This is a genomic window from Candidatus Pelagibacter sp. HIMB1483 (genome assembly GCF_052048135.1).
Taxonomy (GTDB): Bacteria; Pseudomonadota; Alphaproteobacteria; order Pelagibacterales; family Pelagibacteraceae; genus Pelagibacter.
Map to the genome: position 1 here is coordinate 703,257 of NZ_JBNAIM010000002.1, position 12,358 is coordinate 715,614.

The 12,358-nt window shown below is 28.3% G+C and carries 10 protein-coding genes and 2 tRNA genes; 8 read left to right on the top strand and 4 right to left on the bottom strand.

The annotated features are described in order from the left end of the window. Positions 1 to 45: 45 nt before the first annotated feature. A complete protein-coding gene (gene uvrA / locus ACTTAV_RS04380) occupies positions 46 to 2,901 on the bottom strand; it encodes an excinuclease ABC subunit UvrA (protein ID WP_440670471.1) in 2,856 nt (951 codons plus the stop codon). 90 nt (positions 2,902 to 2,991) lie between these two features. Here uvrA and ssb point away from each other — a divergent pair, with 90 nt between their 5' ends. From ssb to ACTTAV_RS04410, 6 genes are all read left to right on the top strand, one after another. Next, the gene (gene ssb / locus ACTTAV_RS04385; RefSeq protein WP_440670472.1) at positions 2,992 to 3,447 is read left to right on the top strand and encodes a single-stranded DNA-binding protein; all 456 of its coding nucleotides are present in this window, start codon (positions 2,992 to 2,994) and stop codon (positions 3,445 to 3,447) included. A gap of 5 nt (positions 3,448 to 3,452) precedes the next feature. After that, on the top strand, positions 3,453 to 6,032 hold the full coding sequence (gene gyrA, locus ACTTAV_RS04390) for a DNA gyrase subunit A (protein WP_440670473.1): 2,580 nt from the start codon (positions 3,453 to 3,455) through the stop codon (positions 6,030 to 6,032). Further along, positions 6,032 to 6,526 carry a pantetheine-phosphate adenylyltransferase gene (gene coaD, locus ACTTAV_RS04395; RefSeq protein ID WP_440670474.1) on the top strand — a complete coding sequence of 165 codons (495 nt, stop codon included), beginning with the start codon at positions 6,032 to 6,034 and terminating at the stop codon, positions 6,524 to 6,526. Before gyrA ends, coaD begins: the two co-directional genes overlap by 1 nt. After that, entirely contained in the window at positions 6,519 to 7,079 is a 561-nt protein-coding gene (locus ACTTAV_RS04400; protein WP_440670475.1) for a peptidylprolyl isomerase, read from the top strand. Before coaD ends, ACTTAV_RS04400 begins: the two co-directional genes overlap by 8 nt. A 6-nt stretch (positions 7,080 to 7,085) precedes the next feature. Continuing rightward, positions 7,086 to 8,198 (top strand): tRNA guanosine(34) transglycosylase Tgt, encoded by a 1,113-nt coding sequence (gene tgt, locus ACTTAV_RS04405; RefSeq protein WP_440670476.1) that lies wholly within the window; start codon positions 7,086 to 7,088, stop codon positions 8,196 to 8,198. A gap of 80 nt (positions 8,199 to 8,278) precedes the next feature. Further along, positions 8,279 to 8,354: transfer RNA gene (locus ACTTAV_RS04410), tRNA-Lys, on the top strand. A 6-nt stretch (positions 8,355 to 8,360) separates the two neighbouring features. Here the strand turns inward: ACTTAV_RS04410 and ACTTAV_RS04415 are convergent. Further along, positions 8,361 to 9,188, bottom strand: coding sequence for a M48 family metallopeptidase (locus tag ACTTAV_RS04415; protein WP_440670477.1), 828 nt, complete (start codon positions 9,186 to 9,188; stop codon positions 8,361 to 8,363). A 111-nt stretch (positions 9,189 to 9,299) separates the two neighbouring features. Between ACTTAV_RS04415 and ACTTAV_RS04420 the strand changes: the two genes are divergently transcribed. Then, a complete protein-coding gene (locus tag ACTTAV_RS04420) occupies positions 9,300 to 9,917 on the top strand; it encodes a DUF502 domain-containing protein (protein ID WP_440670478.1) in 618 nt (205 codons plus the stop codon). Here ACTTAV_RS04420 and recG read toward each other — a convergent pair. Beyond that, positions 9,914 to 11,965: an ATP-dependent DNA helicase RecG gene (gene recG / locus ACTTAV_RS04425; protein ID WP_440670479.1), complete on the bottom strand. Its 2,052-nt coding sequence runs from the start codon at positions 11,963 to 11,965 to the stop codon at positions 9,914 to 9,916. The two genes, ACTTAV_RS04420 and recG, sit on opposite strands and share 4 nt — an antisense overlap. Before the next feature lie 22 nt (positions 11,966 to 11,987). Here recG and ACTTAV_RS04430 point away from each other — a divergent pair, with 22 nt between their 5' ends. Beyond that, a complete protein-coding gene (locus ACTTAV_RS04430; protein ID WP_440670480.1) occupies positions 11,988 to 12,248 on the top strand; it encodes a succinate dehydrogenase assembly factor 2 in 261 nt (86 codons plus the stop codon). A 4-nt stretch (positions 12,249 to 12,252) separates the two neighbouring features. Here the strand turns inward: ACTTAV_RS04430 and ACTTAV_RS04435 are convergent. Then, a tRNA-Ser gene (locus ACTTAV_RS04435) sits at positions 12,253 to 12,342 on the bottom strand. Between the last annotated feature and the right edge of the window lie 16 nt (positions 12,343 to 12,358).

The window sequence follows — 12,358 nt, forward strand, 5'->3', positions numbered from 1 at the left end:
TTCTAATTTTATACTCAAATTAATGGATATGACAATATTAATTATTTAATTTAAAAGGGCTTTTAGAAATTTCCCTGTATAACTCTCACCAACCTTACAAATTTCTTCAGGTTTTCCTTCAGCAATTATTTTTCCACCTTTAACACCACCTTCAGGCCCCATATCTACTATATAATCAGCAGTTTTTATCACATCAAGATTGTGTTCTATTACAACAACTGTATTTCCTAGCGCGACAAAAGTATGCAGAATTTCTAATAATTTTTTAATATCATGTTGATGGAGTCCAGTAGTTGGCTCATCAAGTATATACATTGTTCTGCCAGTAGATCTCTTGGATAATTCTTTTGCTAATTTTATTCTTTGAGCTTCACCACCAGATAAAGTGGTCGCTTGTTGACCAATTTTTATATAACCCAAACCTACTTTTTTAAGAGTTAGTAATTTTGTTTTTATATTCGAAATATTTTCAAAATATTCACAACCTTCATCAACTGTCATGTTCAATACATCTGCTATACTTTTATCTTTAAATTTTATTTCAAGAGTTTCTCTATTATATCTCGTTCCTTTACATTCATCACATTGAATATAAACATCAGGAAGAAAGTGCATTTCATAAGTTATAACACCATCTCCTTCACAAGCTTCACATCTACCTCCTTTGACATTAAATGAAAATCTTCCTGGTTTATATCCTCTTGTTTTTGACTCTGGCAGTCCTGTAAACCAATCTCTTATAGGACCAAATGCTCCAGTATACGTTGCAGGATTTGATCTAGGAGTTCTACCAATTGGTGATTGATCAATATCAATTATCTTGTCTATAAGTTCTGTTCCCTTAAAACCTTTAAATGGTTTTGGGATTTTTCTAGATTTATTATTGTTTAAAGTTAAATTTAAAGCGTTGTACAATGTTTGCAAAACTAGTGTTGATTTTCCACTCCCTGATACACCAGTAACACATGTTAGACTTCCTAGAGGAATCTTTAAGTTAACATTATCTAAATTATTACCAGTTGCTCCAGTTATTTCTAAAAACCTTCCATTTTTTGCTAATCTTCTTTTCTTTGGTACATCTATTTTTAACCTATTTGATAAATATTTTCCTGTAATGCTATCTTTATTTTGACTTATTTCTTTAAAATTTCCTTGAGCTACTACTTGTCCACCTTTATTACCAGCTTCGGGTCCAAGATCAATTATATGATCTGCATTTTCCATTGTTTCTGTATCATGCTCAACAACAATAACAGTATTTCCTAAATCTCTTAATCTTTTTAATGCATTAATTAATTTAACATTATCTTTTTGATGCAATCCTATTGAAGGTTCATCTAGTACATAAAGTACACCTGTAAGACCAGATCCAATTTGAGAGGCTAATCTTATTCTTTGAGCTTCTCCACCAGATAGTGTTCCAGATTCTCTTGATAAAGTCAGATAATCAAGACCAACATTTAATAAGAATGTTAATCTCTCATTAATTTCTTTTAAGATGTGTTCAGCAATTTTAAATTGTCGTTTATCTAAATTATTTTGAAGATCTTCAAACCATTTTGCAGCATCTAAAATAGATTTTTCAGTTACTTCACTAATATGCAATCCATCAATTTTTACACATAGAGCTTCATCTTTCAGCCTATGGCCATTACATCTTTCACATTTAGTATCTGATTGATATTGAGCAATTTCCTCTCTTTTCCAGTCACTATCTGTTTCTAAATATCTTCTTTCAAGATTATTAATAACTCCTTCAAAAGTTTTTTTGTGTGAATATTTTTCATAACCGTCATCATATGAAAATTTAATTTCTTCTTCATCAGATCCATAAAGAATGATATCCTTAATTTTTTTTGGTAACTTCGACCATTTCTCATCTAAAGAAAAATTATAATGTTTAGCTAATGAAGATAATGTTTGTGCATAATATAGTGTTGTTGTTTTCGCCCAAGGCTCAATAGCACCATCAGCAATGGATTTTTTTTCATTTGGAACAACAAGATTTGGATCAACGTTTAATTTAATACCTATACCTTCACACTCTTCACAAGCACCAAATGGACTATTAAAGGAAAATAATCTAGGTTCTATTTCCTCAATAGTGAAACCACTCTCAGGACATGCAAATTTAGTTGAAAATATTAGTTTTTCTAATTTTCTAAATTTTTTTGGCAATGTTTCATCTTCATATTCTACAAAAACTAATCCGTTGGCTAGGTTTACTGAAGTTTCAATACTTTCAGCTAATCTATTACCTAAAGAAGAATTAAGAATTATTCTATCTACTAAGATATAGATATCATGTTTGGTTTTCTTATTTAATTCTGGAACTTTATCGATATCATATATTACATTATCTACTTTAATTTTTCTAAAACCTCTTTTTTTATAACTCAATATTTCTTTTTTATATTCACCCTTACGCCCTCTAACAACTGGTGCATAAACATAAATTGTTGCTTTTTTAGGAAGTTCTTTAATACGATCTACAATTTGAGTGATTGTTTGTGAAGTTATTGGTTTACCTGTGAAAGGAGAATATGGTACGCCGGCTCTTGCGTATAATACTCTCATGTAGTCATAAATCTCAGTTACAGTAGCCACAGTTGACCTTGGATTTTTGGATGTATTTTTTTGTTCTATTGAGATAGCTGGACTTAATCCTTCAATTAAATCAACATTTGGTTTTTTCATCTTATCTAAGAATTGTCTTGCATAAGCAGATAAACTTTCAACATATCTCCGTTGACCTTCAGCGTATACTGTATCGAAAGCAAGTGACGATTTTCCAGATCCAGATAAGCCTGTAATTACCACAAATTTATCTTTTGGAATTTCTAAAGAAATATTCTTTAAATTATGTTCTTTTGCTCCCTTAATAACTATCTTTTTAATCATAATTTTTGTTGCTTTGACTTAATAAAATTAATATTCAGAGTAAATTGTGATATAATTCTAATTAATTAATTTAACAAATATTAAAATATTATGGCTGGAAGTTTAAATAAAGTACTTTTAATTGGTCGTTTGGGCGCAGACCCAGAAATCAAACAAATGGTAAATGGAAAAAGTGTAGCTAGACTGAGTTTAGCCACAAGTCAATCTTGGAAAGATAAAAATACTGGTGAAAAAAAAGAAAAAACAGAGTGGCACCGTATAGTTGTATTTAATGAAGGTTTGGTAAATGTAGTCCAGCAATATTTAAAAAAGGGTGCGCAGATTTACGTTGAAGGACAGCTCACAACTAGAAAATGGAAAGATGAACAATCTGGTCAAGACAAATATTCAACAGAGGTAGTTATTCAAGGATATAATTCTTCTTTAACAATGCTTGGTGGAGGAAACACTGGTGGTGGTATTTCAAATGATAATACCCAGTCTTCTAGTGGTAACGATGACATGTCTCAAATTTCTAATGACATGGATGATGATATTCCATTTTAATTATTATGCAAAAAACAGAAGTTCCTGAAGATAGAAATATTAAACTGATATCAATGCATGATGAGATGAGCTCATCTTATCTTTCATATGCAATGAGTGTTATAGTTAGTAGAGCACTCCCAGATATTAGAGATGGTTTAAAACCAGTTCATAGAAGAATTTTGTATGCAATGTACAAAGGTGGTTACGATTGGTCTAAACAATTTAGGAAATCAGCTAGAATTGTGGGTGACGTGATAGGTAAATATCATCCTCATGGTGATCAATCTGTCTACGATGCATTAGTAAGAATGGTGCAAGATTTTTCAATGAGTTTGCCATTAGTAGATGGACAAGGAAATTTTGGGTCTATCGATGGTGATCCAGCAGCTGCAATGAGATATACTGAGACGAGACTTTCCAAAGTTTCTCAATTTTTAATTGATGATATTGAAAAAAATACAATTTCTTTTAAGAATAATTATGATGAAACTGAAAAAGAGCCAACAGTTTTACCAGCTCAATTTCCTAATTTATTAGTCAATGGAGCAGGTGGTATAGCTGTAGGTATGGCCACAAGTATACCTCCACATAATTTAGGAGAGATTATTAATGGAACTTTAGCTCTTATAGAAAATAAAGATATTAAAATAAAAGATCTTATGAAATATATTCCTGGACCAGATTTTCCAACTGGTGGTGTGATAATTGGAAAAGACATGATTAAACAGGGATATAATAAAGGTAGAGGGTCATTTAAAATTAGAGGAGAAATTTCTATCGAAAGTTTAAAAAATGGAAGAGAAAGATTAGTTATTACCTCAATACCTTACCAGGTAAACAAGTCAATTTTGAATGAAAGAATTGCCCAATTAGTAAGAGAAAAAAAAATAGAAGGTATCAGAGATATTAGAGATGAGTCAAATCGCGAGGGTATTAGAGTCTCAATAGATTTACGAAATGGTGTTGAGCCAGAAACAGTCAAAAGACAACTATACAAAAATACACAAATAGAAAGTTCATTTGGTTTTAATACTCTAGCTATTGTCAATGGCAAACCTGAAACGTGTAACCTCAAAGATTTTTTAACAAATTTTTTATCATTCAGAGAAGATGTTGTAGTTAAAAAAACTAAATTTGATTTACAAAAAGCAGAAGAAAGAGCTCATATATTAATTGGATTATCTGTATCAGTTGAAAATTTAGACAAGGTAATTAAGATTATTAGATCATCTAAAACTCCGGATGATGCAAAAAAATCAATTTTAAAAACAAAATGGAAAATTAATAAATCAAGAAAATTAATTTCATTAGTTGAAAATAAAAAATCTACTAATTTATATTCTCTTTCAGAATCTCAAGTTAATGCAATTTTAGAATTAAGATTGCAAAAATTAACAGCACTAGGGATTAATGAAATTGAAATTGAAATAAAAAAATTAGCTGACTTAATAACTCAATATAAGAAAATAATTTCTTCAAAAAAAGAATTATTAAAAGTAATTAGTGAAGAGCTAAAAAATATCAAGGAAAAATACTCTATCCCCCGAAGAACAAAAATAATTGATGCAGTATTGAATTATGATATTGAGGAAACAATTCAAAAACAATCAGTTTTAATCACTGTTACATTACAAGGTTATATCAAAAGAGGTTCTTTAAACAGTGTTAAGACACAAAAAAGAGGCGGCAAAGGAAAAACAGGTATTACTACTAGAAATGAAGACTCTGTAGTTCAAACTTTATCTGTAAATACCCATACATCAGTATTGTTTTTTTCTACTGAAGGTCTCGTATATAAGATTAAAGCTTGGAAAATACCTGAGGGCTCCGCTGCATCAAAAGGCAAGTCTTTATTTAATATTTTACCTTTAAAAAACCATCAATCGATAAGTTCTATAATGCCTTTCCCTGAAAATGATTCAGAACTAAAGAATTATCAAATTATTTTTGCTACAGCTCAGGGTAAAATTAGGAAAAATAGTTTGGAAGATTTTTCTTCAATAAATACTGCTGGTAAAATTGCAATGAAATTAGATAATAATGATAAAATTGTTGGTGTTAAGATTTGTACTGACGATCAAGATGTTATTTTAAGCACTAAATTTGGTAAATGTATTAGGTTTGAATCAAAAAAACTGAGAGTTTTCAAGGGTAGATCTTCTAAAGGAATAAAGGGGATTATTTTAGCTCCTAACGATAAAATAGTATCTCTTTCGATCATAGATAATGACAAAAGTTCAAAAAATGGAAAAAAAACAAAAGATGAAAAATCTGAAATAAAAGCCAAAGAAAAATTTATTTTATCAATAACAGAAAATGGTTTTGGAAAAAAAACATCACATACAGAATATCGATTAACAAATAGAGGCGGTAAGGGCATTATTGGAATAGTCAATTCTCCAAGAAATGGAAATATATCCTCTTCTTTTCCTGTATTTGATGGTGATGAAATATTGATATCAACTAATAAAGGTAGAGTTATTAGGGTTGCGGTAAAAGAAATTCGTACAGCAGGAAGAAATACGCAAGGTGTAAGAATTATCAAACTCACAGGAGAAGAAAAAGTTGTTTCAGCTGATAAAATAGATGATAATTTAGTTTAATGAATAAAACTGCTATTTACCCTGGAACGTTTGATCCAATTACATTTGGTCACATAGATGTAATTAAAAAAGGTTTAAAATTATTTAATAAAATCATAGTAGCAGTTTCTAATGTAGATAATAAAGATTACCTGTTTGACGCAAGTGAGCGTATTGAAATTGTAAAAAAAGCTCTATTTTTAGATCTGAAATTAAGTAAAAAAAAAGTTATAGTTATTTCTTTTTCATCTTTAACAACAGATCTATGTAAAAAATATAAATCTAATGTTATTTTAAGAGGTTTAAGAGCTGTATCAGATTTTGAATATGAATTTCAATTAGCAGGAATGAATCGTAAATTAAATAAGAATATTGAAACTCTTTTTTTAATGTCTGATGTTGAAAATCAAATTATTTCATCAAGATTTGTAAAAGAAATTGTTAAATTAAAAGGTGATATTAAAAAATTTACAACTAAAAGCACAATCAAATTATTAAAAAGCAAATATGAATAGATTATTTATAAATATTTTAATTTTCTTTTTTTTAATTACAAATCAAACAATGTCGGAGGAAAATATAATGATCTTAAAACTTAAAGATGGTGATGTTAAAATAGAGCTATTTGAGGATGTCGCACCAAATCATGTAAAACGAATTAAAGAACTAGCTAATAGTGGTAAATATGATAATGTAGTATTTCATAGAGTAATTGATGGATTTATGGCCCAAACAGGGGATGTAAAATTTGGTAATTCATCATCAAAAGATTTTAATTTAAGAATGGCAGGTATGGGTGGTTCTGAATTGCCAGATTTAGCTCAAGAGTTTAGTTCCCTTCCACACGATAGAGGAACTTTGTCTATGGCTAGATCATCAGATCCAAATAGTGCTAATAGTCAATTTTTTATTTGTTTTAAACCTGCTCCTTTTTTAGATAATCAATATACTGTTTTTGGCAAAGTCATAGAAGGTATGGAGTTTGTTGATAAAATAAAACGTGGTGATGAAAATAATAATGGTGCGGTATCTGATCCAGACAAGATAATTAGTTTTAAATCATTATAAAAATTAATGGCATTAAAAGATTTTGCCTTTAAACTTAAAAAAAAAGATAATTATGCTAGAGTTGGTTTAATCGAAACCCATAGAGGAGACATTAAAACCCCTGCATTTATGCCTGTTGGTACACAGGCCACAGTTAAAGCTTGTACAATCGATGATATAAAAAAAACTGGATCAGAAATAATCTTAGGTAACACTTATCATTTGATGATTAGACCAGGTGTTGATCGAATTAAAAATGCTGGTGGTTTACATAAATTTATGAACTGTGATTTACCAATTCTTACTGACTCAGGTGGATTTCAAGTCATGTCTCTTTCAAAATTAAATAAAATAGATCGTGAAAAAGGTGCTATTTTTAATTCTCATATCGATGGAAAGAAATTTTATTTAAGTCCGGAGGAGAGTATAAGAATTCAACTTGGTTTAAATTCTGATATTGTAATGATCATGGACGAATGTCCAAAAAAAACTGATAATTATGAATTAATTAAAAAATCAATGCAATTATCTTTGTATTGGGCAGAAAGATCAAAAAAGGCATTTGGAATAAATCCTCATAAAGCTCTTTTTGGTATTATTCAGGGAGGTTTATTTAAAGATTTGAGAATTCATTCATTAAAAGAATTAATGAAAATTGACTTTGATGGATATGCGATTGGTGGATTAGCTGTTGGCGAAACTCAACGAGAAATGTTTAAAGTTTTAGATGAAATTAAAGACGAAATGCCTGAAAATAAACCACATTATCTTATGGGAGTAGGGACTCCATCTGATATTTTAGGAGCTGTTAAAAGAGGCATTGATATGTTTGATTGCGTAATGCCTACTAGATCTGGTCGTACAGGTTTAGCCTTTACCTGGAATGGAAGAATTAATATAAAAAATAACAAGTATCAAAATGATAATTCTCCGCTAGATGAAAGTTGTACTAATTTGAATTTAAATAAATATTCAAAAAATTATTTGAATCATTTATTCAACACAAATGAAATCTTAGGTTCAATGTTATTAACACTACATAATATTAATTTTTATCAAGAACTAATGAGTTGTATCAGAAAAAATATTGAGTCTGGCACATTTGACAAATTTCACGATAAATACATTGATAAGTTGTAATTTAGAAACTATTTGTCTCACAAATTCCTATTTGAATTATTTATATAAATCTGTATACACATTATTCTTTTGAGAAATATGGGCCGTTAGCTCAGTTGGTAGAGCAATTCCCTTTTAAGGAATGGGTCGATGGTTCGAGTCCATCACGGCTCACCATAAGAATTAAATTTTTTTTATTGGTGGAAAATCTAGAATAATATTGTTAGTCCATTCGTTAATTTTTTTAATTCTATTATCAGGAGAAGGATGTGTACTCATAAATTCTGATTGTTCTTTTCCTTTATTATATTCTTTCATTCTTTCCCAAATTTTAGTCGTTTCCCTGATATCATAACCTGATAAAGAGGAGAAAATTAAACCAAGATAATCAGCTTCACTTTCTTGTTTTCTATTAAATGGATACATAATTCCTAGCTGAGAGAGCATACCAACAGTATTCATTCCAGTGGTTCTATTAATTTTAGATAATTTACCGCCACTTAAAATATCAACTATTTGAGTACCAGAATTCAACAATACACCTCGACTAGCTCTTTCAATAGAGTGTTTTGCAACAGCATGAGCTATTTCATGGCCCATTACAGCTGCTAAACCGTTTATATTTTTTGTTACCTCAAGCATACCTGTGTAAACTGCTATTTTACCACCAGGCATACACCATGCATTTCTTACTTTTTTATTTTCTATTAAAATATATTCCCAATCAAAATTTACAGTTGGATCATCTAGTTTTGATTTATAGAAATACTCACCTATAGAATATTCCATCTTTTTTCCAATTTCTTTTATTTGATTTAGCGATTTAAGGTCAGTGCTCATCTTTTCTTTTTTTTTTATTTTTTCAAATATTTGAGCAGCTTGTGCATTTAGTTTGGCTTCTGAAACAATCGATAATTGTTTTCTATCTGTGATCGGAGCTGTTGAACAGGAATTGAGTAAAAAACCACAACAACCACAACCAACATATGATAAGAATTTTCTTCTATTCATTTTTACATAACATTGATAATATATTTTAATATGAATCTTAACAATAAAATACTATTAATCCTATTTTTAATTGCAATTTCATTTGTAATTTATGCTAGTTATACTTAAAATATGAAAAAAGATAAAAAAAAAAGGTCTATAACCTTAATCCTAAGAAATTATTTTATAACTGGTGTCGTTGTACTAATTCCTATAGGATTTACATTATATCTTAGTAAAATTTTAATTGGTGTCTCATCAAGAATTATTCCAGAAAACATAAATCCTAATAGTTATCTTCCTTATGCAATCCCTGGAATTGAAATTCTTATCTCAGTTATTTTAATTACTATCGTAGGTGGATTATCTCTTTCTTTTTTAGGAAAAAGAATTCTTAAATTAATTGATGATCTTTTTAAAAGAATTCCCTTTTTAAGAGCTATTTATTCTGCAATAGTACAAATGACTGAAACTTTTTCAAATAAGGATAATAATAAAAAAAGTGTAGTTTTGATTGAATATCCAAGAAAAGGTGTTTGGGCTGTTGGCTTTGCTACTAAAGAAAATAAAGGTGAGATGGCTAATAAAACAAATAAAAAATTAATTAATGTTTTTGTTCCAACCACACCTAACCCTACGAGTGGTTTTTTATTAATGTTTCCAATTGAAGATGTTATTTATTTAGATATGTCATTTGAAGAGGCATCTAAATTTATTGTTTCTGCTGGAACTTCTTCTGATAAAGTCTAGGCAATATCATTTATTATATCTGCTCTATCGTATAATTTAATTAAAGGTTTAAATTTACCAATATTCTCTTTTGTATTTTCTATTCTTTTTATTTCTTTTTCAGCTAAAAGAAAAAGGTCATTATTATGAACAGGGTCAGCTAATCTAAAATTTTTAATACCACTTTGTTTAAATCCTAATATATCACCAAAACCTCTTAATTTCATATCTTCCTCAGATATTATAAATCCATCATTTGAATTTTTAAGAATATTTATTCTTTTTTTTGCATTATCACTCAAATTTGATTTAAACATTAAAATACAAGTGGAGTCTTTAGATCCACGACCGACTCTTCCTCGTAATTGATGTAATTGAGATAGTCCAAATTTATTTGCATTTTCAATAATTATTACATTAGCATTTGGAAAATCTATACCAACTTCAATAATTGTAGTGGAAACTAATATGCTGAATTTTTTGTTTAAAAATCTATTTAAAATAATTTCTTTTTCATCAATAGATGTTTTTCCATGAAGTAGAGATACTTGATTTGGAAAAATTTTTTTAAGATATTCATATTTCTTTATAGCTGATTGATGGTCAATTTTTTTAGACTCTTCTATTAGTGGACAAACCCAGAAAATTTGATTTCCTAGATTCATTTCTTTTTTGATAAATCTGATTATATCATCTATATTATTTTCAAGTTTACTATAAGTTTTAACTGGTTTACGCATTTTTGGTTTTTCACGAATAATAGAAAGATCCATATCACCGTATATAGTCATGGTAAGAGTTCTTGGAATAGGGGTTGCTGTCATTAATAATACATCACAATTTTTACCCCCTTTATCAGACAATTTTTTTCTTTGATTAACTCCAAATTTATGTTGTTCATCAATTATAATTAGTCCAAGTTTTTTAAATTCAATTTTTTTTTGAAAAATAGCGTGAGTTCCAAATATGATGTTAGTTTTATGATTTAATAAGTCTTCTAATATTACTTTTTTTTCTTGATATTTTGATTTTCCAGAAATTAAAGCAATATTTATATTTTTAGTAAATAATTTTTTTGCTAATAAATAATGTTGTCTGGCTAAAATTTCTGTAGGTGCCATAAAGGCAACTTGGAATCCTGAATTAATTGTATTGTGTGCTGCTAATAATGATACAATTGTTTTTCCACTACCCACATCTCCTTGTAAAAGTCTAAACATTTTATTAGATGAGAGCAAATCAATATTAATTTCATCTATAGCTTTTTTTTGATCATTTGTAAGTGAGAATCCTAAGGTTGAAATTAATTCATTTTGTTTTTTAATATTAAACTTTTTTTTAATTTTTTTGATTTTTTTAATTTTTTTTCTAATTTCTGAATTAACCAAAAAAGTTGAAAAAATTTCATCAAAAGCTAATCTTTGATAAAAATTTTCTTTAAATTTTCCAATATTTTGTGGCTTGTGTAATTCTTTTATAGAATTGTTCCAACTTATATTGTCAAATTTTTTCATGATTTCTTCAGAATGCCATTCATCAAAATCAGGTAAAAGTTGTAATATTTGAGAAATAATTTTGTTGTAAATTTTTTCACTTATTCCTTCAGTTAAAGAGTAAGTATTATGTTTTTGTTTAATCAAAGAAGAATCTTCAGAAATATATTTAGGATTAGTAAGCTGATATTTGTTTCTAAAATATTTTATTTTGCCACTTAATGTTATTTCGTTTCCAATGGGTAATATTTTTTTTATATAACCTTCATAACTGTTGAAAAAAACACATTCAATTTCTCCAGTATCATCTTTGCAAATAACTCTATTAGGTAAATTTTTTATTCGTGGAAACTGGTATTTTTGAGGAATTATTGTAATAGTCTGAATTTCTCCTATTTTTAAATCTTTAATTTTTGAAGATTTGCTCCTATCAGTATATGATTTTGGAAGTTTCCATAAGATATCAAAGATAGTATTTATTTTTTTCTTCTTTAATAAACTGGCTGTTTTATTACCAACGCCTTTTAATTTATTCAAATCGGATAATAAATATTGATAATTACTTTTAAAATTCATTAACTACTAATATATTCTAATTATGTCAGTCAATATAGACCAATTAAAAAAGAAAATTATTTACAGATCTAATTATCGTGGGACAAAAGAAATGGATAAACTTCTTGGTGCATTTACTAATCAATACATTGATAAATTAAATAAAGAAGATTTAGATGAGTTAATTAAACTATTAGAAATTGATGATAATAATCTTTATAACTTCTATAATGGTTTAGAGACAAGTATAGAATTTAAAAACAGCAAGATAAATACTTTATTTAAAAATTTTAAGTTCAAATAAAAAATGGCGGAGAGACTGGGATTCGAACCCAGGAAAGAGTTGCCCCTTTGCCGGTTTTCAAGACCGGTGCTTTCAACCGCTCAGCCATCTCTCCATGTAAAAGCTTTTAT

Excerpts from the sequence above, each read along its gene's own strand:
- recG (WP_440670479.1), bottom strand. The coding sequence starts at position 11,965 with ATGAATTTTAAAAGTAATTATCAATATTTATTATCCGATTTGAATAAA.
- ACTTAV_RS04420 (WP_440670478.1), top strand. The coding sequence starts at position 9,300 with ATGAAAAAAGATAAAAAAAAAAGGTCTATAACCTTAATCCTAAGAAAT.
- ACTTAV_RS04430 (WP_440670480.1), top strand. The coding sequence starts at position 11,988 with ATGTCAGTCAATATAGACCAATTAAAAAAGAAAATTATTTACAGATCT.
- uvrA (WP_440670471.1), bottom strand. The coding sequence starts at position 2,901 with ATGATTAAAAAGATAGTTATTAAGGGAGCAAAAGAACATAATTTAAAG.
- ssb (WP_440670472.1), top strand. The coding sequence starts at position 2,992 with ATGGCTGGAAGTTTAAATAAAGTACTTTTAATTGGTCGTTTGGGCGCA.
- tgt (WP_440670476.1), top strand. The coding sequence starts at position 7,086 with ATGGCATTAAAAGATTTTGCCTTTAAACTTAAAAAAAAAGATAATTAT.
- ACTTAV_RS04415 (WP_440670477.1), bottom strand. The coding sequence starts at position 9,188 with ATGAATAGAAGAAAATTCTTATCATATGTTGGTTGTGGTTGTTGTGGT.
- ACTTAV_RS04400 (WP_440670475.1), top strand. The coding sequence starts at position 6,519 with ATGAATAGATTATTTATAAATATTTTAATTTTCTTTTTTTTAATTACA.
- gyrA (WP_440670473.1), top strand. The coding sequence starts at position 3,453 with ATGCAAAAAACAGAAGTTCCTGAAGATAGAAATATTAAACTGATATCA.
- coaD (WP_440670474.1), top strand. The coding sequence starts at position 6,032 with ATGAATAAAACTGCTATTTACCCTGGAACGTTTGATCCAATTACATTT.